General features: G+C 58.6%; 21 protein-coding genes. 17 read left to right on the top strand and 4 right to left on the bottom strand.

The genetic code is table 11. From position 1 onward, the window contains the following. Window positions 1-189 precede the first annotated feature (189 nt). Both KF885_09730 and KF885_09725 read right to left on the bottom strand, forming a co-directional pair. A complete protein-coding gene (locus tag KF885_09730; GenBank protein MBX3049438.1) occupies window positions 190-1,494 on the bottom strand; it encodes an HlyC/CorC family transporter in 1,305 nt (434 codons plus the stop codon). Window positions 1,495-1,592: 98 nt separating this feature from the next. After that, the gene (locus tag KF885_09725) at window positions 1,593-2,579 is read right to left on the bottom strand and encodes a tyrosine-type recombinase/integrase (GenBank protein ID MBX3049437.1); all 987 of its coding nucleotides are present in this window, start codon (window positions 2,577-2,579) and stop codon (window positions 1,593-1,595) included. Between the two features lie 509 nt (window positions 2,580-3,088). Here KF885_09725 and KF885_09720 point away from each other — a divergent pair. The 17 genes from KF885_09720 to KF885_09640 all read left to right on the top strand — a co-directional run bounded on the left by KF885_09720 (window position 3,089) and on the right by KF885_09640 (window position 19,296). After that, complete coding sequence (locus tag KF885_09720) at window positions 3,089-3,616, top strand: hypothetical protein (GenBank protein ID MBX3049436.1); 528 nt, start codon at window positions 3,089-3,091, stop codon at window positions 3,614-3,616. A gap of 11 nt (window positions 3,617-3,627) precedes the next feature. After that, on the top strand, window positions 3,628-4,413 hold the full coding sequence (locus KF885_09715) for a sulfite exporter TauE/SafE family protein (GenBank protein ID MBX3049435.1): 786 nt from the start codon (window positions 3,628-3,630) through the stop codon (window positions 4,411-4,413). A gap of 100 nt (window positions 4,414-4,513) precedes the next feature. Beyond that, a complete protein-coding gene (locus KF885_09710; GenBank protein MBX3049434.1) occupies window positions 4,514-5,227 on the top strand; it encodes a TerC family protein in 714 nt (237 codons plus the stop codon). Between the two features lie 38 nt (window positions 5,228-5,265). Next, window positions 5,266-5,916 carry a 1-acyl-sn-glycerol-3-phosphate acyltransferase gene (locus KF885_09705; GenBank protein MBX3049433.1) on the top strand — a complete coding sequence of 217 codons (651 nt, stop codon included), beginning with the start codon at window positions 5,266-5,268 and terminating at the stop codon, window positions 5,914-5,916. An 81-nt stretch (window positions 5,917-5,997) separates the two neighbouring features. Beyond that, window positions 5,998-6,441 carry a carbon monoxide dehydrogenase subunit G gene (locus tag KF885_09700; GenBank protein MBX3049432.1) on the top strand — a complete coding sequence of 148 codons (444 nt, stop codon included), beginning with the start codon at window positions 5,998-6,000 and terminating at the stop codon, window positions 6,439-6,441. A gap of 9 nt (window positions 6,442-6,450) precedes the next feature. After that, window positions 6,451-7,458, top strand: a complete 1,008-nt coding sequence (locus KF885_09695) for an XdhC family protein (GenBank protein ID MBX3049431.1) — start codon at window positions 6,451-6,453, stop codon at window positions 7,456-7,458. A 41-nt stretch (window positions 7,459-7,499) separates the two neighbouring features. Continuing rightward, complete coding sequence (locus KF885_09690; GenBank protein MBX3049430.1) at window positions 7,500-8,384, top strand: xanthine dehydrogenase family protein subunit M; 885 nt, start codon at window positions 7,500-7,502, stop codon at window positions 8,382-8,384. Further along, window positions 8,381-8,866, top strand: a complete 486-nt coding sequence (locus KF885_09685; protein ID MBX3049429.1) for a (2Fe-2S)-binding protein — start codon at window positions 8,381-8,383, stop codon at window positions 8,864-8,866. The genes KF885_09690 and KF885_09685 overlap by 4 nt, the downstream gene beginning before the upstream one ends. After that, on the top strand, window positions 8,867-10,111 hold the full coding sequence (locus KF885_09680) for an amidase (GenBank protein MBX3049428.1): 1,245 nt from the start codon (window positions 8,867-8,869) through the stop codon (window positions 10,109-10,111). Next, window positions 10,108-11,781, top strand: coding sequence for an acyl-CoA synthetase FdrA (gene fdrA, locus KF885_09675; GenBank protein ID MBX3049427.1), 1,674 nt, complete (start codon window positions 10,108-10,110; stop codon window positions 11,779-11,781). Before KF885_09680 ends, fdrA begins: the two co-directional genes overlap by 4 nt. Further along, window positions 11,781-13,025, top strand: a complete 1,245-nt coding sequence (locus tag KF885_09670) for a DUF1116 domain-containing protein (protein MBX3049426.1) — start codon at window positions 11,781-11,783, stop codon at window positions 13,023-13,025. Before fdrA ends, KF885_09670 begins: the two co-directional genes overlap by 1 nt. Window positions 13,026-13,033: 8 nt before the next feature. Next, the gene (locus KF885_09665) at window positions 13,034-13,822 is read left to right on the top strand and encodes a cyclase family protein (GenBank protein ID MBX3049425.1); all 789 of its coding nucleotides are present in this window, start codon (window positions 13,034-13,036) and stop codon (window positions 13,820-13,822) included. Window positions 13,823-13,825: 3 nt separating this feature from the next. Then, window positions 13,826-16,165 (top strand): xanthine dehydrogenase family protein molybdopterin-binding subunit, encoded by a 2,340-nt coding sequence (locus KF885_09660; GenBank protein ID MBX3049424.1) that lies wholly within the window; start codon window positions 13,826-13,828, stop codon window positions 16,163-16,165. Further along, on the top strand, window positions 16,162-17,055 hold the full coding sequence (locus KF885_09655) for a DUF2877 domain-containing protein (GenBank protein ID MBX3049423.1): 894 nt from the start codon (window positions 16,162-16,164) through the stop codon (window positions 17,053-17,055). The genes KF885_09660 and KF885_09655 overlap by 4 nt, the downstream gene beginning before the upstream one ends. A gap of 109 nt (window positions 17,056-17,164) precedes the next feature. After that, window positions 17,165-17,470, top strand: coding sequence for a 30S ribosomal protein S6 (gene rpsF / locus KF885_09650; protein MBX3049422.1), 306 nt, complete (start codon window positions 17,165-17,167; stop codon window positions 17,468-17,470). Window positions 17,471-17,499: 29 nt separating this feature from the next. After that, the gene (locus tag KF885_09645) at window positions 17,500-17,904 is read left to right on the top strand and encodes a single-stranded DNA-binding protein (GenBank protein ID MBX3049421.1); all 405 of its coding nucleotides are present in this window, start codon (window positions 17,500-17,502) and stop codon (window positions 17,902-17,904) included. 99 nt (window positions 17,905-18,003) lie between these two features. Next, the gene (locus KF885_09640; GenBank protein MBX3049420.1) at window positions 18,004-19,296 is read left to right on the top strand and encodes a peptidylprolyl isomerase; all 1,293 of its coding nucleotides are present in this window, start codon (window positions 18,004-18,006) and stop codon (window positions 19,294-19,296) included. Window positions 19,297-19,343: 47 nt separating this feature from the next. Here the strand turns inward: KF885_09640 and KF885_09635 are convergent, their stop codons facing one another. Beyond that, window positions 19,344-19,529 (bottom strand): PspC domain-containing protein, encoded by a 186-nt coding sequence (locus tag KF885_09635; protein ID MBX3049419.1) that lies wholly within the window; start codon window positions 19,527-19,529, stop codon window positions 19,344-19,346. Between the two features lie 15 nt (window positions 19,530-19,544). After that, a complete protein-coding gene (gene smc, locus KF885_09630; GenBank protein ID MBX3049418.1) occupies window positions 19,545-23,135 on the bottom strand; it encodes a chromosome segregation protein SMC in 3,591 nt (1,196 codons plus the stop codon). Window positions 23,136-23,143 lie beyond the last annotated feature (8 nt).

Genomic DNA, 23,143 nt, shown 5'->3' with positions numbered 1-23,143 from the left:
GATAGTTGCAGGGTAATACTGAAGCTAGAGAACAGTACTTTTTCTGGCGCCTCCTTTAGCAGATATTGCGGCACACGATTAAATGTGCCGGAAAACGCATCTTTGTCCCACTACCAGTAAGAGAAATTTGTAAGCGGTGCATGCACCTACTACGATAGTACTACTCAGAAAATTCAGTGTCAAGTAAAGCTACCCTGTGGCGCTCCCGATCGGCTTGCCTGGCTCAATGGATTGTTGGACCAAAATACTCGATATGCGCAGTTTGTCCATGGAGCGGACCGTAAAAGTGAGGCCTTGATAGACGATTTGTTCGCCCACTTTGGGCAGGTGCCCCAATTCAGACATGATCAGGCCGGCGCAGGTGGTGTAGGCATCCGTTGAGGGCAGCTCCACATTGAGTTTGGCGCTCAGATCGCCCAGCTGGATATTGCCGGCCACCAGCCAGGCCTTGTCTCCCAACTTGCGGATTTCCAGGTTAGCGGGTTGGTATTCGTCATCGATTTCACCCACGATGACCTCCAAGACATCTTCCAGGGTGAGCAGGCCGGCGGTCCCACCGTATTCGTCCAGCACGATGGCCATGTGGGTTCGCTGTTTGGTGAGCAGGCTGTAGATCTGTGGCAGGTGCAGGGATTCTGGAATATAAGCCAGCTGGCGGGCAATATCTCTTAGTGGGGTGTCGTCTTGGGCCCAGATTAAGTCTTTGAGGTGGACATAGCCCACCACGCTATCCAAGCTCTCTTCATAGACGGGAAAGCGTGAATGGCCCGATTTTGCGGCCTGCTCCAGCGCTTCACGCGGGCTAAGCGAAGCCTCCAGCGCGCTGATCTCGGGACGGGCCGTCATGACCTCGTGCGCTTTGCGGTCGGCATAATCAAAGACGCCGCGCACAAAGGCGCCTTCACTGATCTGGAATATGCCTTCTGCAGTGCCTTGCTGAACGAGCAGTTCGATCTCTTCGGCGCTGGTGCTGGGGCCGCCGTCGGTTTGTGGCCCCAGCAGGCCCAGGATCAGATCCGCCGAAAAGGAGAGGAAGCGGATGGGCAGGGCGGCGATCTTGGAAAGCCATTTGACCGGGCGTACCAATGCCACGGAGAGCGCCTCCGGATTGCGCAGAGCCAGTTGCTTAGGCACCAATTCGCCGAAGACAAGCGATAGGTAGGTGATGGCGAGCACGATGGTGAGCAGGGCTAGCTGGTTGGCGTAGGGGGCGAGAAGGGGCACTTGGCCAAGCGCCTCGGCAATGTCTGGTGCCGCCGATTGGCCGCCAAAAGCCGCAGCCAAGTGGCCGACCAGGGTGATGCCCACCTGCACAGTGGCGAGATAGTGCCCGGGTTTTTCCTTGATTTGGAGGACGTCGGTTGCGGCGGTCTTGCCCTCGTCCGCCATGGAGCGAAGGCGATGCTTGCGAGAAGTGACTAAAGCTAATTCAAGTGCGGCGAAGAAACCGTTGATGAGAACTAAAACAATGATCAGCAGAAATTCGAGTGCCATGTGTCCTTTGCAATACTTAGATTGTGAACGCTAGTATAACAAATCGAGTGATACACAAAACTGCGCATAGCCATTAACCTGCATAAAAATAATTCCATTCAATTCTCAAAAATATCGTGATAGCCGCGATCCAATTCATCATCACTTAGGTGGGCGTAGCGCTGGGTCACCTGAATATTGCGGTGGCGGGCGAGTTCCTGGGCCAGTTTGAGATTTCCGCCTGATCCTCTGAGGACTGTCGTTACGAAGTAGTGGCGGAAGGAGTGGGGCGTGATGCCGCTGTTCCCCACGCCCAGCGCTTGCTGCGTGCGTTCCGCCACGATGTTCCTGCCCGTGGTAGGAGTCATCAGCTTGATCGCTTTCGCACTGCCTTTGTCGTGTCGGGCGAAGATGGGCAGTGTGCCTAAGGGGCGGCCGGAACTGCCATCCAGGGTGCTGCGAGCGTTGAGATAGTCCTTGATGGCGCGCAGAGCGCGCTGGGAGAAGCGCACGACTGCCTCGCGGTTGCCTTTGCCGATGATGATGGCTTTGCCTTCGTTGGGGTCCAGGTCGCCCCTGCGCAAATTGCAGGCTTCATGCACGCGCAGGCCGGTATCGGCCAAAGTGATAATGAAGGCGCGGTCGCGTAAGTTGCGCAGGTGGTCCGTCTCGTTCTCCACAGGATAAGCAGCCAGCTGGTTGGCAAAGTCAACGGTTTGCTCAATAGCCTGGCGCGGGAACTGCGGTAAGCGGGGGCCGGGCCGGCGGCTGCGCTGGCGGATCAGAAGCCGTACGCGCGGCAAGTTCGGCTCTGCCAGCCGCTCAGCGGCCAGGAACTCAAAGAAGCCGGCGACCGCTGTCAGGCGTTGGCGCTCCGTAGCCGGCGAGAGATGCTTCTGGGAAGCAGCAAACCAAGCCACGCTGTCTTCTTTTAGATACGAAAGAGAGGTTTCCTTGGGGTCTAAACCCTCATTGAGAAGCACCTGCGAAAAGGCCGCCAAGGCTTTGTGATAAGCGATGGTGGTATTCTCTGATCTGGCCAGCTTGACCGCGTCCACATACTGGCTGATGGCTTGTTCGATTGTCAGCGTAGTTTCCGAATCCATTTAGGTAAATTATAGAGGGCGGTCACGAATTATCGCAAGCAAACTATGTGGGACATTCAACTTTAGAGCAAGAGCCCCAGCACGGCTGAGCCAAAAATTCTTCCCACCAACAGCAGGGAGATCAGAAACGCCCACATTCCGATAAAGGTACCCAGCGCCACGCGAACAACGGTTTGCATATGCTTTTCTCCTGGAAGATTTTTTCAACACAATTTAGTATAGACCCAAAGCGGCTTTTTTGACCCTGTATGCAGTATAACATAATTTGCGATAATAATACTTATCGAAATCATAAAGGTACGGCGGTACTCATCCTACTCTACTAACTTAGCTGTGCGCTCCATACTTCGGAACAGAAAAATCTACGATGCAGCAAGTTCTAGGGTGTCCATTTTTCAGGTCACTTAGGCTTAGCAGTTAATCTACGGCCACTCCCCCACCATCATGAGTTAGCTCTGCAGTTACAATGTGCATTCCCGATTCGTTTACCAAGACCTAGTGGAGGGAACATGTCCCCTGAAGACTTTAGCAGCAAAGAAACGTTGTTGAATAACGGAGACGAACCTCAGTCGGCGGGTTCACGCATAGCTGGCTGGCTGCGAGGGTTTATTTTCTTTGTACTCATTCTGGCAGTGGCGGGCTTGTTGGCTTGGTTTCTGCTGATAGCTCCCTTGCAGAGCCAAGTGGCTGATCTGACTGCTGAGCTGCAAGGCGCCACTGAGCAGGTGGCTACACTGCAAGCGTCCCGCCCATTGCAAGAAGTCTACAGCCTGCTGGCGGATGCGAACACGGCCCGCTTTGAACTGATGCGCAACCGCTCTGCGAGTGCTTCGGCGGCCTTGCTGAGCTCTGAGCAGACCTTGGCCAGCCTTGAGCAGTTGGTTGGTGAGCGCTATGGCGATACCCTGGGGGACATTCGAGAACGCCTGGAGCTGGTCAAGGCGGACATCGCCACCGAAGATACTTTGGCCGCGCTCAGTGATCTGGATGTGCTGGTTAACATCCTGACCCAGCTGCAGCGCACAATTTCCGAATAGCACTTCTGGCCATGGAAACATCCTGGTGGCTTTCTGCCCTGGTGATCGGGGCCGGTTTCGTCTGCGGGGTTATCAATACGCTGGCCGGCAGCGGCTCACTGATCTCGCTGCCGATCCTAATTTTTCTCGGGCTCCCCGCACCGGTGGCCAATGGAACTAATCGCGTCGGCATCTTGCTGCAGAATGTGGCTGCTGGTTGGAGCTTCAAACAAAGCCGGGTGCTGGATCTGCGTGGCGCCTTAGTGCTCAGCGTTCCGGCTGTGCTGGGCTCCATCCTGGGCGCTTCCGTAGCGGTTAATCTCAACGAAGAGCTTATGGAGCGCGTGATCGGTGCGGTCATGCTGCTGATGCTGGTGGTTCTGATCCTGCGCCCGGAGCGTTGGTTGCAGGGCCGTCTTTTGGAGCTCTCCGGCCGACTGAACTGGAAACAATCCGCCAGCATGTTTGTGATCGGCGCCTATGGGGGTTTTATTCAGGCGGGCGTTGGTGTGTTCCTGCTGGCGGCCTTGGTGCTGTCGGTTGGGTACGATTTGGTGCGAGCCAATGCAGTCAAGATCATCATCGTCCTGGCTTTTAGCATTTCTTCCCTCCTGATATTTAGCAACAACAGTCAGGTGGATTGGGGAATTGGACTGCTTTTGGGTTTGGGCAATATGCTCGGCGGCTGGGTAGCTGCCCGTCTGGCGGTCAACAAAGGCGCCAACTGGGTCCGCTGGGTAGTGATTGCCACCGTAGCCTTGTCAGTGCTGTACCTGTTTGACGCCTTTGATTATTTGTTGGCCTTCCTCGGCAGCTAGCTGATATATAATCGCTTTCATTCCCTACCGACTGGAGCACTAAAGCATGGAGTGGATCACGAATCCAGAAATCTGGATAGCACTTCTTACATTAACCTCATTGGAGATTGTCCTCGGCATTGACAATCTGGTGTTTATCTCCATCCTGGCCAGCAAACTACCAGCCAACCAGCAGAAGCGAGCCAGCCAGATAGGCTTGGCCCTGGCGTTGATCACCCGCCTGCTTTTGCTTTTCTCGATTGCCTGGATCACGCGCTTAACCACCCCACTGTTTGTGCTGCCGATCATTGAACAGGCCGTATCCGGCAAAGATATGATCCTGCTGGTTGGCGGCCTGTTCCTGATCGGGAAAAGCACCTTTGAAATTCACGACAAGCTGGAAGGCGACGAAGAGCACGCTGAAGCTAAAGTAGCGGCTTCTTTTGTGGGCGTGATCACCCAGATCATCTTGCTCGATCTGGTCTTTTCGATCGACTCAGTGATCACAGCCGTTGGCATGGTGGATAGTGTGCCGGTCATGGTGGCCGCAGTCGTTATTGCCATCATCATCATGGTCCTGTCCGTCAACAGCATCAACGCCTTTGTGGAGAAACACCCCACCATCAAAATGCTGGCCCTGTCCTTCTTGTTGTTGATCGGCTTTTCGCTGGTTGTGGAAGGTTTGCACCAGCACATTCCTAAGGGGTACATCTACTTTGCCATGGGCTTCTCGGTCTTTGTGGAATTCCTAAATCTGAGACTGCGCACTAAGAAAACAGAACCTATCACGCTGCGCAAGCCATACACAGCTAAGCGCAAAAGCAAGGCGAAGTAGTCGTGTGGCTAATAGCTAAACGTCGTATCTTTCGGGTGATGATCAACCTCATCGTCCGCTCCCTGATGCGCGTCGAGATCTCTGGAATGGAGAAGCTGGAGAATGCCAAGGGACCCACGATTGGGGTTAGCAATCACTTGGGACGCTTTGACGCTGCCCTTTCACTGGGTCTGGTCAGGCGGGATGACCTGATCATTGTTGTGGCCGAGAAATATCGGCAATCGGCCTTCTATCGTTGGATGGTCAAGACGCTGGACCTGCTATTCCTGGAACGCAACGAGGCTGATTTCGGCACGCTGAAAGAAGTTTTACGGCGGCTGAAAAGCGGCGGCATGCTGATGATCGCTCCGGAGGGCACACGAAGCCACACTGAAGCATTGCTTGAGGGCAAGCCCGGTGCGGCCTTCCTGGCTGCCCGCTCTGGGGCCACCATCATTCCGTCGGCTGTGATTGGCAGTGAAGATCGTGTGGTTAAAGAGCAGCTGCGCAAATTTCGCCGACCCCACGTGCGCATCATAGTTGGCGAACCCTTCACTTTGCCACCGATACCCAAGACGGATCGAGATGTGTACTTTAAAGAATGCACGGATGAAATTATGGCGCAAATCGCCGCCCTACTTCCTGAAAAATACCGGGGCGTGTACGCTACCCACCCACGAGTGGCCGAATTGGTTGCTTTAAAGTCTTGAAGTTTTTTACTTTTTTGAATGGAATTGGCTATACGCATTTAATGCTTATGCAATTCCACTCCCTACAGGAGGCTTATAGCTATGCAAGTTAATGGAAAAACTACCATCAAAGCCCCACGTGACAAAGTGTGGGCGGCCCTTACCGACATGGATTTCGTTGCCGCCTGTGCCCCCGGCTTGGAGAACATGGAAGTTGTGGAAACCGACAGGAAATTTCGCGCCACCGGCTCAGTTGGCCTGGGCAATCTCAAAGTCAGTTTCACTGGGGAGATTGAATTCACCGCCCTGGAAGCACCAGATCGAGCGGTCCTAAAAGGCCGCGGGACAGCACCTGGCAGCGCCGTGGAAGGCACTGCCGAGATGCGTCTGAGCGACGACCCCGAAGGCGGCACCCTGCTCGACTGGACGGCCGACATCAACGTGCTGGGCACTATCGCCAGCCTGGCTTCCCGCATGATGGGCAGCGTGACCCAAAAACTCACAGCGGAATTTTTTGGATGCGTCAAACAACGGATAGAGTCGTAAACTAAGCTTATGCGCGAGCTTCTGCCGGACCTTGCAAACTGGCTGGCGGACGGCGAGAAAATCGCCATCGCCACTGTCATATCCACTTGGGGCTCGGCGCCGCGCGGGCCGGGATCCACCATGGCGATCACAACCGATGGCAAGTTGGTTGGCTCGGTCAGCGGTGGATGCGTAGAAGGCGCGGTTATCGAGGCCGCCCGTCAAGTCATTCAGGACGGGCAGCCACAACGCCTGCACTACGACGTGGATGATGAAACCGCCTTTGGCGTGGGCTTGGCCTGCGGCGGCGAGATCGATATCTTTGTCGAACGCGTGAATGCTGAGATCTTTGCCGCGCTGCTGCCGCGGCTCCAGAACCAACAACACAGCCACTTACACACAGTCGTCAGTGGTGAGGCCGCCGGGACCCAGGAATTGCTGGACGAGACAGGGCGCCCGATCGCCAGCAGCAACGGCCCTCTAGGTATCACCCTGGCAGATGGCCGTTTGCCGCAAATCATCTCGAAAGGGACAACTGAGGTCTTCAGCCATCCGTTGCCACCAGCGCCGACACTGGTCATGGTTGGCGGCGGGCATGTGGCCATCGCATTGACCCATTTGGCCAACACACTCAGCTTCCGCAGCGTCATCATTGACCCCCGACGCCTGTTCGCTTCCCAGGAGCGCTTCGCCCATGCAGACCTCTTGCTGCAGACCTGGCCCAACAAGGGTTTCGAAGAAGTTCAGCTCAACAGCTCCACCGCTGTGGCGGCCCTGGCGCACGACCCCAAAATAGACGACCCGGCCCTGATCGCAGCCCTGTCGAGCGATTGCTTCTACGTGGGGGCGCTTGGCAGCCGGAAAAACCAGGCCAAGCGAAGACAGCGTCTGTTAGAGGCAGGTTTGGACGAGATAACAGTGGATAAACTGCACGCCCCCATTGGCCTGAGCATTGGCGCCAAAACGCCCGAAGAAATCGCCCTGAGCATCATGGCTGAGATCGTGGCAGTCTATCGCGGCGAACATGCGGGCATTTAGCTTGCCCCCTCCCTGCTCCGAGACTACAATAACCAGTCCAAATGAAACCCGCACCCTTTAACTATTTTGCCCCCGCCTCTCTCGAAGAAGCTTTGGCTCTCAAGGCCCAGCACGGTGAAGAGGCCAAAGCTTTGGCTGGGGGCCAGAGCTTGATCCCAGCCATGAACTTCCGCGTGGCACAGCCAGCCATCCTGGTGGATTTGAATCGCATCGCCAGTTTGCGGGATATCCGCAAGAATGGCGCCCTGACCATTGGCGCCATGACCACGCAATCCACCGCGGAGAAGAATCCGTTGGTGGCCGAGCATGTCCCGTTGCTACATGAAGCCCTGCCCAACATTGCCCATCCGCAAATTCGCAACCGCGGCACGATCGGGGGCAGCGTGGCCCACGCGGACCCTGCTGCAGAACTGCCCGTGGTTTGCCTGGCTTTGCGCACCCGAATGCAGGCCCAAAGCCAATCCGGTGAGCGCTGGATCGAAGCACAGGAATTCTTTTCCGGCTTGTTCTCGACAGCCCTGGCAGCAGATGAGTTGCTGACCGCCGTGGAATTCCCGCTGGTCGAAGAGCGCACCGGCTACGCCTTCTTGGAGGTGGCCCGCCGCCACGGCGATTACGCCATGGCCGGGCTGGCCGCTGTGCTCAGTCTGGATGAAAACGGGCTCTGCCGCCAAGCGCGTCTGGTATACCTGAACGTGGGCGACGGGCCGCTGGAAGCGACCCAGGCCGCGGCCAGCCTGCAGGGCCAAAAGCCCAGCGCCAAAGCCTTTCAAGATGCCGGCAAAATTGCCAGCCAAGAGGATATGCAACCCTTTGGCAATTTGCACGCCAGCCCGCAATACCAACAACATCTCTCCGCCGTGCTGACCCAGCGCGCTCTGCAGCTGGCGCTGAACCGCATCACTCAGAAAGCTACACACCCATGAGCCAGACACACTCCATTCAAGTCAGGATCAACGGCACCCCATACGCCCACGAGGTTGAGCCTCGTCTCTTGCTGGCTGACTATATTCGCCAGGTGGTCGGGCTAAGCGGCACGCACATCGGCTGCGAACATGGGGTGTGCGGCGCCTGCACGATCTTGCTGGATGGACAGGCGGTGCGCTCCTGCATCATGTTGGCGGTGCAAGCCGACGGTCATGAGCTGACCACAGTGGAAGGCTTGGCTCAGGACGAAAAGTCTTTGCATCCCATTCAAGAGGCCTTCTGGGAAGCCCACGGCTTGCAGTGCGGGTTCTGCACTCCCGGCATCTTGATGACGCTGGTGCCCTACCTGGAAGAAAATCCCAATCCAACCGAGACCGAAGTGCGCGATGCGATCTCAGGCAACCTGTGTCGCTGCACCGGCTATCAGCACATCGTGGATGCTGCCCTGCTGGCGGCCGAAAAATTGCAAAGCAAACCGTAGATGCCAGAGAAAGAAAGCACCCTCTCGATGCATCTGTCAGCCCTGGAAGCTGACTTTGCACAAAAGAATGCCCAGCTGCACGCTTACGTGGCCGAAGATGACCGTTTTGAGCGCCTGCACAAAGCGGCAGCCCAACTGCCGGCAGAAGATAGTCCGTTGCACGGCAAGCTGCTTGCCGTTAAAGACATCTTCCACGTGGCAGAACTGCCCACACAAGCGGGCAGCCGGCTGCCCGCCCGCGCCCTGAAAGGCCCACAAGCCAGCAGCGTGAGCATTCTGAAGAACGCCGGAATGCTGGTGGTCGGCAAAAGCGTCACGACTGAGTTCGCCTACTTTGCCCCCGGCCCGGCCCGCAACCCGCACAATCCGGCTCACACACCGGGCGGTTCCAGTAGTGGCTCGGCAGTGGCTGTCGCCGCCGGGCTGGCAGATCTGGCTCTGGGGACACAAACCATCGGATCGGTCGTGCGGCCGGCCTCATTCTGTGGCGTAGCCGGTTTCAAACCCAGCCATGGGCGCATCGCTGCCGACGGCCTAATTCCGCTGGCGCCCAGCCTGGACCATGTTGGCCTGTTCGCCCGCACAACCAGCAGCCTGGCGCCTGCCGCAGCGATCTTGTGCGCGGACTGGGCCGCAGACACACAGAAGAGCGGGAAGCCTATTCTGGCCGTGCCCACAGGGGCCTACCTGCAGCAAGCCAGTCCAGAAATGCTGGCACATTTTGAAAAGGCCGTGACCAAACTGCAGCAAGCAGGCTACTGGGTACGCCGCATGGATCCGTTCACCGATCTGGACAGCATCCAACGGCGCCACCAACTTATTCTAGCGGCTGAAGCCGCGGCCACCCATGCTGCCTGGTTTCATGACTTCGCTCATCTTTACCATGCCAGGACTGCCGCTCTGATCCGTGAAGGCCAGGGTATTTCCGATTCGGCTCTGAGTAAGGCTAGGCGAGAGGCTTTCGATTTCCGGCAAACCCTCAGCACCCTGATGGATATTCATGCGATCGATTTGTGGCTCAGCCCGGCGGCCTTAGGCCCGGCGCCCAGAGGCATCCAAAGCACAGGCGACCCGGCAATGAATTTGCCCTGGACCCAGGCTGGCCTGCCCAGCCTGGCATTGCCTGCGGGCAAAAATGCTTTAGGCCTGCCTATGGGCATCCAGCTGGCGGCGGACTTCGGCCGAGATGAGGACTTATTGGCTTGGGGGAGCGAGATTGAAAGCGCCTTGGCGGGGCTGGCATGAGCGTGACCAAGAGCGAGATCCGTTCGGGAGCCTATTACGACTCTGTAGTCTTGATGCAGTTGCAGCGCAACCTGTTGCAACTGCCAGGCGTGGAAGATGCCGGTGTGGTCATGGCCACTCCCGCCAATCTTGAACTGCTGGCAGAAAGCCAACTCCTGCAGGCGGAAGGCAAAGCCGCCAAACCCGAAGACCTGCTGATCGTGGTCAAAGCGGCCAGTGGGGCTAAGGCACAAGACGCCCTGGCCCAAGTGGACGAGCTGCTGAAACGGCGCAGCGGCGCGGCAACCAGCAGCTTCCGGCCGCGCAGCCTGGCTGGGGCGGTCAAGGCCCTGCCCGACGCCGACTGGGTATCGATCTCCGTTCCCGGGCGTTATGCGGCCGGCGTTGCCCGGGAAGCACTTGAGTTCGGCAAGCACGTCTTCTTGTACAGTGACAACGTCTCGGTGGAAGATGAAATCGGCCTCAAGCAGCAAGCACAACAAAACGGCTTGCTGCTCATGGGGCCGGATTGCGGCACGGCGATCATTAACGGCATTGGCCTGGGCTTTGCCAACCACGTTCGCCAGGGTTCGATTGGCCTGGTAGCCGCGTCCGGCACAGGCCTGCAAAGCGTGACCAGCGCCATTCACAACCTGGGCGGCGGCGTTTCACAGGCGATCGGCACCGGTGGGCGAGACCTCAAAGAAGCCATCGGCGCGGCCAGCACGCTGCAAGGCCTGGCGTATCTGGCGGCTGATCCCGACACGCGGGTGATTGTGATTATTTCGAAACCGCCTGACGCGGCCGTGGCCGGCAAGCTGCTTGCCGCAGCCCTGGGCGCCGGCAAACCGGTGGTGGTCTGTTTTCTGGGTTTTGCCGCCCCTGCCGTCCGCCTGAACAATCTGCATTTCGCTTCAGGGCTGGAGCATGCGGCCCGCATCGCAGTGGACCTAAGCCAGCAGCCGGCCCGGGATAGCGGCAGCCCTTCTAAGGCAAAGCCCATCAGCGGCTATCTGCGCGGCTTATTCAGCGGCGGCACCTTGGCCTCCGAACTGTTCTTAGGGCTCAATCTCTTTTTATCCCCTTTATTTTCCAATGTGGCTATACGCAGTGAACAGAAGGTAAATGACGCCCACAAGAGCCAGGCCCACACCATCCTGGATCTCGGCGAAGACGAGTTCACCGTAGGCCGTTTGCATCCCATGATGGACAACGACCTGCGCATTCGCCGCCTCAAGCAAGAAGCGGCTGATCCAGAAGTTGGTCTGATCCTGCTCGACGTGGTTTTGGGGGAAGGCGCCCATCCCAACCCGGCCGCCGAGTTGGCCCCGGCCATCGCCGCAGCGCGCAAGGCCCGTAAAGAGCTGGAATTCGTCGCCCTGCTGGTGGGCACAGACGAAGACCCGCAAGACATCCAAAAACAAGAAGAAGCCCTAGCCAAAGCCGGAGCCACGGTCTATCGAGACATCACGCAAACGCTGGAACACGTGGTCGGGCGTCTGTTGGGCGCCGCAGAGGTGCAAAAAAGCCCAGCTCCGTTCGCACAACCTCTGGCGGTGATCAATATCGGCGTGGAAGGCTTTTACGACAGCCAAAGCGCCCAGGGAGCGCAAACCATTCATGTAGAGTGGCGCCCACCCGCCTCTGGCGACGAGGATCTGATGGCGCTGCTTAGCAAGATGAGGACTTGATGGTCAGTATCGACAAAGCCAACCAAACTGCTGTTGAAGGCATGATGGGCGCCCGCCCTATTTTGAAAGGCGTCGCCCCAGCCCGGGATGTGGTCCCCGGCATGCGCCCCAATCTGTTGCTGCACGCCGGCCCGCCAATTGAGTGGGAACGCATGTCTGGGCCGCTGCGCGGCGCCGTGATCGGCGCGCTCATTTTCGAGGGTCTAGCCAAGAATGAGAAAGAGGCTGAAGCCCTGGTTGGAAAAGGCGAAGTGGACTTTGCCCCCTGCCACCATCACGCCACCGTCGGCCCTATGGCCGGCGTCACTTCGGCTTCGATGATGGTCTACATCATTGAAAATGAGACGCACGGCAACATGGCCTATTCCAATCTCAACGAGGGGTATGGCAAAGTGCTGCGCTACGGCGCCTACAGTGAGGAAGTTATCGCCAAGCTCAAATGGATGAACGATGTAATGGGGCCAGTTCTGGCCAAGGCTATCGAGGCCAGTGGTGGCATGGACATTCGAGCCCTGCTCTCCGAGGCTCTGCACATGGGCGACGAAGGCCACAACCGCAACAAGGCCGGTTCCATCCTCTACACTACCAAACTCGCCCCCTGGATCGCCCAAACAGCTGGCGATAGCGCCGTGGCTGGCGAAATCCTCAAGTTCCTGGGCGAGAATGCACTCAGCGTGCTGAACCCGGTGATGGCCGCCTGCAAAGCGATGGCCGATGCGGCCCACGGCGTAGAAGGCAGCACCATGGTCAGCACCATGGCGCGCAACGGCACTGACTTTGGCCTGCGCGTCAGCGGTCTGGGCGACCAGTGGTTCACCGCTCCGGCTGAAGTGCCGGACGGCTTGTATTTCCCCAGCTACACAAGCGCAGACGCCAACCCGGACATCGGCGATAGCACCATCACCGAGACGGCCGGCATTGGCGCCTTCGCCATGGCCGCCGCTCCGGCGATTGTGACCTTCGTCAGCGGCACGCCGCAAGACGCGCTCAACGCCACGCTGGAAATGTACGAGATCACCACGGCAGAACACAGCCATTTCACCATCCCCCAGCTGGAATTCCGCGGCTCCCCCACTGGCATCGACATCCGCAAGGTGGTCGAGTTGGGGATCACCCCGCGGGTCAATACCGGCATCGCCCACAAGGATGCCGGCGTAGGACAGGTGGGTGCAGGTTTGGTGCGCCCACCGATGAAGATCTTTGAAGATGCCGTACGGGCATATGCCAAGCAATACAACTTATAAGGAGCCTTATGAAAATCCACGACCTATCCCAACCGCTGAACCAGGACGCTTCGTTCTGGCCTTTCTATCCGCCCTTTGAGGTCAAGTACATCAAGCGCAAAGCGGAGCACGGCGTAAATGCGCAATATATTCAGACCTCCAACCACATGGGCACGCACCTGGATGCCCCGCGGCACTTTGTGACCAACGGCAAAACCATCGACGAGCTGCCGCTGGACTGGCTGTACGGTGAAGGCGTGATCGTGGATCTGAGCGATCAGTTGGACGACCTGGATGTCTTTACTCCTGAAATGATCGAGGCCAAGGCTGAGATCAAGAATGGTGACATTCTTTTCATCCATACCGGCTGGCACAAATATTCCTTCTTTAGCGAGCAGGCCGACGAAGAGCGCTACATCCAGCGCCATCCCGGCCCGCACCACAGCATCTGCGATTGGCTGCTGGACAAGAAGATCCATCTTTGGGGTGTGGACATGATCTCCACCGACCACCCCATGAACCTGCCCATCGGCCGTTTCCTGGGCAAAGGCGGCCTGGAACATTGGGCCAAGGTGCGCGCCATTGTGGAAAGCAAGTTCGGCGGTTCCGCCAAAGTCGATGAGATGTTCCCCAGTGAAGCTTACCAACTGACCCACAACGCACTGTTCCCGCACGATTGCTTCCACGTGGAAAATATGGGCGGTGAGATCGGCAACCCGGCCTTGCATAACAAGCGCATCACGCTGGGCGCATTCCCCTGGAAGTTCAAAGGCGGAGAGGCTGCATTCTGTCGCGCGGTCGCCTTCACTCAGGAGTAAAACATGGCCACGCGCTACTTCGGCGAACGCATTAAACGTAACGAGGACCCCCGCCTGCTGACTGGGCGGGCGCTCTTCGTGGATGACGTAGACCTGCCGAACATGGCGCACATCGCCTTCGTGCGCAGCCCCTACGCGCACGCCCGCATCAAATCAATCGATGCTGCTGCTGCCCGGGCGCTACCCGGTGTGGCGGCAGTCTACACGGCAGCAGACCTTGGTGATTACTGGCGCACGGGCGTGCTCAACGTGGGCGTGCCGCCGATCAAAGACGCCAAGTTCAACGAACGCCTGCACTCGATCCTGGCCAAGGACAAGGTGCGCCATGTGGGCGAAGCGGTGGTCTGCATCGTGGCGGACAGCCGCTACATCGCCGAGGATGCGGCCAATCTGGTCATGGTGGACTATGAATCGCTGCCGGTAAGCACCGATATCCGCAAGGCCTTGGGCGAAGAAGCCGCGTTGATCCATGAGGATTTGCCGGATAACACTGCGGCCCACGTGGTGCAGACCAAGGGCGACTACGAGAAGGCCAAAGCCCAAGCCGACGTCGTGATCCAGCGCGAATTCCACTATGATCGCGGTACCGCGGCCGCCATGGAAAACCGCGGCATCGTGGCTGCTTGGGACGCCAAGGCTAGCAAGCTGACCATTTGGGACACCACGCAGGCGCCAGTCATCATTCGCAACGGCCTGGCCGGTATGCTGGGTCTCTCTGAACATCAGGTGCGCCTGGTGGCCCCCTTCATCGGGGGCGGTTTCGGCCCCAAGATCTTGATGTTCTACCCTGAGGAAATGCTGCTGCCGTGGATCAGCATGCAGCTGGAACGGCCGGTCAAGTGGATCGAGGATCGTTCTGAAAATTTCTATGCCACTACGCAGGAGCGCGGCCAGTACCACCAGGCCGAGATTGCGTTGAAAAAAGACGGCACCATCCTGGGCGTCAAAGACGTCTTTCTGCACGACAACGGCGCCTATGATCCCTATGGGCTGACCATCCCGATCAATACACAGTGCACCCTGCTCAACATGTACCTGGTGCCGAACTACTACAGCGAGTTCACGTCTGTCTTCACCAATAAGCCGATGACCAGTCCGTACCGCGGGGCGGGCCGCCAGCACGGCGTCTTCGTGATGGAGCGCCTGATGGACGCCGCCGCCAAAGAATTGGGCATGGACAAGATCGCCCTGCGCCAAAAGAACCTGATCCCCCCAGACCAGTTCCCCCACCGCCACGGCATTATCTATCAAGACTTCTCTGAGCTGACCTACGACAGCGGCAACTACGCGCCGCTGATCGAGAAAGCCATGGAGATGATCGACTACGACAAGTTCTACCAGGAGACCAAGCCCCAGGCGGAGAAAGAAGGCCGCAAACTGGGCTTGGGCTTCGTCTGCTACGTGGAAGGCACCGGCATTGGCCCCTATGAGGGCGCCCGCATCCAGGTGCAGGCCAATGGCCGCGTAAGCGTGTCGACCGGTATCGGCACGCAGGGCCAGGGTCACTACACCAGCTACGCCCAGATCGTGGCTGAGCAGCTGGGGATGCCGATTGACCAGATCGATCTGGTGACTGGCGACACCGACCAGTTCCACTGGGGCGTAGGCACCTTCGCCAGCCGCGGTGCGGTGGTGGCGGGCAACGCTATTCACGCCGCCGCCGTGCGAGTGCGCGAGAAGATCTTGAACAAAGCCATCGAAGAATTCGAAGGCGAAGTGACGGCAGACAAGCTGGAGCTGGTCAACGGTGTGGTGCAGATCATCGGCGCGCCGGAAACCGCCATCCCGCTGGGCGTGCTGGCGCAGAAGGCCAATCCCATGCGCGGCGCGGTCAAGCCCGGTACAGAACCTGGTCTGGAAGCCACCGACTACTTCGGCCCGGAAATGGGCGCTACCGCGGCCGGCGTGCATGCCATGATCGTGGAAGTGGACCCAGACACGCTGCTGCTCGACATCAAGAAATACATCACGGTGCATGACTGTGGCAACGTGATCAACCCGCTGATATTGGATGGGCAAATCCAGGGCGGCGTGGCCCAAGGCATTGGCAATGCGTTCTACGAGGAGCTGGTCTACGATGAGATGGGTCAGATCCTGAACGCGTCTTTCATGGACTACCTGCTGCCCGGCGCGCATGATGTGCCTCGCATAGAGATCGGCCATCAGGTCACCACCTCCCCGCTGAACCCCTTGGGCGTCAAGGGCGCTGGCGAAGCCGGCGCCATCCCGGTGGGGCCGCTGTTCGCCCAGGCGATTGAAGACGCCCTCGGCGAAGGCTTGGAGCTGCGTGAGATCCCGCTGAGTCCCAATCGCCTGTGGGAGCTGAGCCGCTCCTCCGAATGAGCTCGGCTCCGTCTCGCAGGCTGCGAGCCACCAGCATCACCCCACGTGCCAAGGCCTGGCTGGCCGGCACACAGCAAGCCTATGTACTGCATTCCTTTGAACGCGCCATTAACCTGGTCAACCAGGAAGGGGACGTGCTTACTATCGCGGATGAGGGGCTGGGCCATGGGCCTTTCTCACTCCTGATCGAAGACCACTTGCCTGAAGGCATAGACATCAGCAGCAAGCTGCTCGTGTTCGAAAATGGGTTGTGGCTTGGCGACTGGTTGGTAGATGCTGAAGACGCCAAGTTGTGGCAACCCACCCCAAACTGGTCCTCCATTCGCTCTCTCAGCGATCTTGGCTGGGTAAGCCAAGCCCTGGCCGAACTGCTGCGCCAGCACGCCACGGCTGAGAGCTTCGCCCATTTAGTAGTCAGTCCCTTGGGACGCTCGGCGCTGCCGGGCCGCATCCAGCAAGCGGCCGAGCAGCGCATCCCGCTGCTCTTTGCCGCCGTGCGGGATGGCAATAGCGGACAAGCAGCCCAGGCAGCCAAAGGGCTGGCCGGGCTAGGCCCGGGCTTGACCCCCGCCGGTGACGACCTGCTGTTGGGCGCCTTGTTCGCCTGCTGGGCGCGCCTGCCAGTCGAAGAAGCCAGGCTGTTCAGCCAAGCGATCATATCTGCGGCTGTGCCACGCACCCACCAATTGTCAGCCGCCTGGCTGTCTGCCGGCGCGGCAGGCGAAGCTCCAGCCGTGTGGCATGAACTTTTTGAGGCGATCGTAAAACAAGATGCAGGTTCACTCAGCGAAGTGGCTATGCGCATTCTACCCACCGGACACAGTTCCGGCGCCGATGCGCTGGCAGGCTTCTCGGGTGTGCTGCAGGCTCTGCAGGGAGGCGTCGCCTAGTCAAACAAGAAGCAGCGTGCTAAAATCTTTCGGTTACGCTGAACTCAATTCAGTTTCCGCTCTGGCTTGCGCGAAACCAGGGCAACCCCGTGGAATAGGAGCCACACACATGCGCAATTACGAAGTGATTTACATCGTCCACCCCGATTTGGACAGCGACGCCTTTACACAGCTCAACAAGCAGGTTGAAGGCTGGATCAAGGACGGCAAAGGCAAGATCGAGAAAAGCGACATCTGGGGCAAGCGCAAATTGGCCTACCAGATCAAGAAGCAGAGCGAAGGCCAGTACGTCTTGCTGCGCACAGAAATGGATCCGTCCCTGTGCGCCACGCTTGAACAGCAATTCCGCCTGCAGGAGTCTGTTCTGCGTTTCATTATCGTTGCTCTTGAGGAAGAGGCCGAACCGGCCGGCTAAGCATTCGCTTCTCCCCAACAGGAGGCAGCATGAGCAGAGGGCTGAACAAAGTCATGATCATCGGCCACTTAGGCCGTGATCCAGAAATGCGCTATACCCCTTCCGGCCGCTCGGTCACAAGCTTCAGCGTGGCCACCAGCCGCAACTGGACCACGGCCGAAGGGGAGCGCCGCACCGAGACCGAGTGGTTCAATGTAGTTGCCTGGGGCAGCCTGGCGGAAATTTGCAACCAGTACCTGAAAAAGGGCCAGCAGGTTTACGTGGAGGGTCGCTTGCAAACCCGCCGCTGGGAAGATGAAGAAGGCAATAAACGCAGTGCAACCGAAATTGTGGCCCGCGAAATGATCATGCTTTCTCACAAGTCTGAGAAAGAAGGCGAAGCGGGCAGCGACGACCACTACCCAGAGAACGACGAAGAGGAATTCCCCTTCTAGCACATTCACGAAAAGAGAACAACGGACTTCATGGCAAACACACAAAAAACCCCTGTTCTGTCACGGGTACAAAGAGCAAAGCCCAGCAGCGAACGCGACATGAATCGGCTGGTCCTGCTTGGGACTGGCGCCCTGGTAGGCATCGTCTTGCTGCTGGTGGGCTGGACTTGGCTGTTGGATGCGGTGATCTACCCCAACCAAGTCGTCGCCGTAGTGGAAGGCAAAGAGATCAAGGGGGAGCAGTACATTTCCCGCACGCGTCTCAATCGCCAGCAAATGATCAACAACTATTACCAATCGTACAGTGAATATACGCAGATGAGGCAATTCTTTGGGGACGACCCGCGGCTGCAGCAACAGTACTTCACGGTTATGGCTCAGATCGAGATGCAGCTGGACCCCGAATATGCGGCGGAGTACACGGTCAACCAGCTGGTGAATGAAGAATTGATCAAGTTGGAAGCCGCGGCGCTGGGGATCAGCATTAGCGACGCAGATTTTGCAAAAAGCCAGGAAGAGCTGTTTGGCTTCTTCCCGAATGGGACGCCCACTCCAGCGATCTTCCCGACCGCTTTGCCCACGTCCACCTTGTCAGCGCAGCAATTCAGCCTGATCGGCATCGACCCCACGGCTACGCTGGACATTGATGCAGAATCAACAGAAGAAGGCGAAACACCGGAGACAGAGCTGGAAACGGCCACACTGGAACCCACCGCAACCAGCGAACCGACCACAGCCCCAGCCACCGCGACCCAAACGGCCGGTCCAAGCCCGACCCCCCTCCCCACAGCTACGGCCTACACTCAGCAGTTGTATGAGGAGAACCTGGCCACTTATTACACTAGCTACCAACAAGAGATTGGCGTGCGCCCTGAAGACCTGGAAGATGCCTATCGCACCCTGTTGCTGCGTGAGGCCCTCAAGGATCAGGTGACCGCTGACCTGCAACCACTGCAAGAGCAAGTGTGGGCGCGCCACATCCTTGTAAGCACTCTGGAAGAAGCTGAAGAGGCCATCAACCGGGTGAATGCAGGTGAGGATTTCGGTGACCTGGCCATTGAGCTATCTCTGGATACAGGCAGTGCCAGCGTGGGAGGCGATCTCGGCTGGTTCGCCAAAGAAGTCATGGTGGAGCCCTTTGGGAATGCCGCCTTTGCGCTCGAAATCGGTGAAGTCAGCGAACCGGTTGAATCGCAGTTCGGTTGGCACATCATCCAGGTCTTGGGTCATGAAGACCGCGGCCTGAGCCAAGCTGAACACGAACAGCTGCGTGAACAAGCTTTCCTGGTCTATTTGGACGGTTTGCGTGAAAAGTATGATTGGCGGATCGAAGACAACTGGCGCGATATGGCTCCAGAAACGCCTCGCATCCCCAGCAGTCTGCTGCAATAGCCAAAGCGCAATAAAAAGGCCGGTCAAAGACCGGCCTTTTTATTAGCTTACTCTCTTGGAATGATCAACCAGCAGACGAAGTAACTGAGGATGCCAGGCACCCCACCCGGAAGTGCAGCCAGGAAAAACATCAGCCGAAACCAAAAGGCGCTTATTCCAAAGAACTCGCCCAGACCGCCGCAAACCCCAGCGACAATCCGATCACTCTTCGAACGACGCAATCTATTTCTCATACTTGCCTCCGCTTCTTAGCGTGTGTATTCCTCTCCAACCTCGTCCAGTTTCAAACTGATCATCTGGCTGGCGGTATCACGGCCCATGGTAATTCCGTAGATAACGTCTGCGATCTGCACCGTGTTGCGGTTGTGCGTAATGACCACAAACTGCGTGTTCTCGCTCAATTCGCGCAGTACCTCGGTAAAGCGGCCCACATTGGCCTCGTCCAGCATGGCGTCCACTTCGTCCATGACGCAAAACGGAGTGGGTGAAGCTTTGAGCAAGGCAAACACCAAAGCCGTAGCGGTCAGACTGCGCTCGCCGCCGGAAAGCAGCGCCAAGCGCTGGGCGCGCTTGCCGGGCAGGCGCGCCTCAATATCAATGCCTGTTGCAGCCATGTCGGCTTCTTCTGTCAGCACCAAACGGGCGGACCCGCCGTTGAACAGACGGCCAAAAATGACCTTGAATTCCGCAGCCACGCGTTCAAAGGTGTCTCGGAATTCATTTTCCATCAGTGCGTCCAGCTCAGAAATGACTTGCTTCAGATCGGTTTCGGCAGAACGCAGGTCACTGACTTGCGTTTCCATGCTCTCGACGCGCTCTTTGATCTCGCCATATTCCTGCTGGGCTTCCAGATTGACAGATCCTAAACGCCGGATCTGGGCGCGTTGCGCCTTGAGCACTTCCTCCAACTCAGGGTCCAGCTCGGTGAGCATCGGGAGTTGCTCCACCAGGTTGCCCAAAGGCAGTGGTGTAGGCCCGGAAATGCCTTCTTCGTACTGGAACGCCACCAAGCCAAAGTCGTCCTCCACCCGTGAACGCAGAGTGTCCAAGGCTTCTTGCTGGCGGGCCATCGCAATCTGGGCCTGGGTGTGGTTGCGCTCCGCAGCGCTGAGCGTCTGCATGGCCTGGCTCTCGGCAGCCTGCTTTTGCGCCAGGTGAGCGTCAGCCTCGGTCAACCTGGCTTCAGCCGGAGCAATTTCGGCTTGTATTTGGGCTATCTCGCCGCCCATCGTGTCGCCCTGCCCGCCCAACTGCTCAATCTCCGCAGCAAGCGCCCGCGCCTGGTCCTCGACCTCGGCCTGACGCTCCTGCTGAGCGGCCAGCTGGTCCTTAGCAAGCTGCAAGGCCTGTCGGCGCTCCTGCACGCGGCGCTGCGCCTCTTGCAAAGCGCGCTGGCCCACGGCCAGGCGCATTTCCCAGTGTGCCACCTGGGCGTGCTGCTCATCTGTAGGTACGTCTTCAATAGAGCCGATCAAGTTTTCCAGGTCCTGCTTGGCGGTGACTTGCTGCTGGAGGATGCCGGCTTCCGAGTCTGCCAGGCCGGCCAGCTCCGTCAGGGTGGTCGCCGCCTCTGTTTCCAGGCTGCGCTGCTGGGTGCGGAACCACTCCAGTTGGTTTTCCAACTGGCTGACTTCCAGGCCACGCTCCTGCACAGCCCGGCGAGCGGCGTCGAGCTCGGCACGACGTTCCTGAACGGCAGCCTGGCTGTGCTGCACTTGCTCCTGCGCTGTCTCTATATGGCCCTTAAGGCGTTGCACCGACCCTTGATTGGTCTCCAGCTCAGCATCCACCTTCTCCAGCTCAATACGCAGCTCACGTTCCTGCCTGGGCCTGGCCAGCCCGGCGGCGGCCTTCGGGGCGCGCACTTCGATCTGGCCAGAGCGATGGAATAGCTCGCCCGCCAGGGTGACCACACTGGTGGCCTCAGGATGGCGCTCCAGGGCCGGTTTGGCATCGGCCCGGTTGGACACCACCAAGGTGCGGCCCAAGAGCAGATCCAGCGCGCTGCGCAATTCTTCGGGCGCCTGCACCAAGTCTGCCGCCACGCCCAGCAAGCCACCAGAGGGAGCCGCCTGCATGCGCACCGCACCGCTGCCAGAGGGTACCAAGGCGCCGGCCGCAGCCTGTGTCCCCAAAATATCCAGGGCGGCATCCGCATCTTTGCCATCCACCAAAACGACGGCATCCAAGTAATTGCCCAGAGCCGCCGAAATGGCGCGCTCCAGTTCTGCCGGCACAACCAGTTCACGCCCCAGGCTGCCCTTGCGCAGGCCCAAGCGCTTCTGCTGAGCCGCCTCTAACAGCACACGGGCGCCTTCAGCAAAACCTGAGGCAGTCAGCTGCGCCTGCTCCATGCCTGCAATTTCGGCCAGCAAACCCGCTTGGCGCGCCAAAAGTTGGCGGTTCTTGATCTCGTCTGCATCCAGCCTCTTGCGCTCAGCATCCAGAGCCAGCTCTGTTTGCTCCAGCTCCGCCAGTGCCGCTTGCAGAGCGCTCTCGGCGCGCTCGGCAGCCTGCTGCCCAGCCGAGGCCTGCTCTTGCAGATTGGCCAGGTCGGCGTCAAGATTGCCTAGGTTGTGCTGCAATTCCGCCACTTCAGATTGCAAGCGGGCCTGTTTGGATTGGAATTGCTCGCGCTGGGCCACCAGGCCGACATGCTGGCGTTCCAATCGAGAGATGAAATCACGGGCGGCTTCAATCTTGGCGGCATTGGCCTCTCTAGATGCCTGGCGCTCGGCCAAATCTCGATTGGCTTCATCCAGCTTGGCCTGAGCTTCGCCGGCTTCCACTTCGTATTGCTGGGTATCCTTTTTAGCTTCCTGCAAGCGATCACCCAAGACACGCAATTCGCCTTCAATGCGCTTGTGCTCCTCGGTTAGCGCTTCGCGGCGCTCGGCCAGGGCGCGCCGCCGCTCGTCGGCCACAGCCAAGCCTTTGGTGGCATCCTCACGACTGGCATGCAGTTCCACCAGACGCCGGCGCCAATCATTCAATTGGTTGCGCAGCTCCTGCGTCTGTGCGCGCAACTGATTGACTTCTTCGTTCAGCACACGCTGCTGCTCACGGGCCGTGTTCAGTTCCTGCTCACGCTGCTCAGCGTCCTTGCGCCGGGCGCGCAACTCACCTTGTGCGCTATGCCAGTGATAGCCATACCATTGGCGCAGAGTGGCTCTCAGATCGGCACGCAGGCGGGAATACTCCTCTGCGCGGGCGGCCTGGCGCTCCAGGCTGCGCACGCGCGGGCGCAGCTCCGCCAGGATGTCTTCGACACGTTCCAAATTGCGCAGCGTGGTTTCCAGGCGGCGCAGGGATTGGTCCTTGCGCGTGCGGTACAGGCCAATGCCTGCAGCTTCCTCAAACAAGCGGCGCCGTTCGTCGGACTTCAACGTCAGCGCCGCATCCACCAGGCCCTGGCCGATGACGGTATAAGTGCGCTCAGAAAGACCCGACTGGGCCAACAATTCGGTCACATCTTTCAGCCGCACCTTCTGCTGGTTGATGAGATATTCGTTCTGTCCATCTCGGTAGGCGCGGCGCGTGATGGCCACCTCCGAAAAGTCCAGAGGCAGCCAGCCATCGCTGTTATCAAAGGTCACCGTGACGGAGGCCATACCCGAACGAGCACGCTTCTCGGAGCCGGAGAAGATCATGTCCTCGGTTTTGCGGCCGCGCAGAACGCCGTAGGACTGCTCCCCCAGCACCCAGCGCAGCGCATCGGCAATATTGGACTTGCCAGAGCCGTTGGGGCCAACAACCGCAGTAATGCTGTCCGAGAACTCGAACAGCATTTTGCTGGCAAAGGTTTTGTAACCGTTCAGTTCAAGAGATTTAAGCCGCACAGTCGTTT

It is taken from the genome of Anaerolineales bacterium, from assembly GCA_019637805.1.
Taxonomy (GTDB): domain Bacteria; phylum Chloroflexota; class Anaerolineae; order Anaerolineales; family UBA11579; genus JAMCZK01.
Note: the sequence above shows the minus strand (reverse complement) of the source record. Positions and strands in the feature narration are given on the sequence as shown.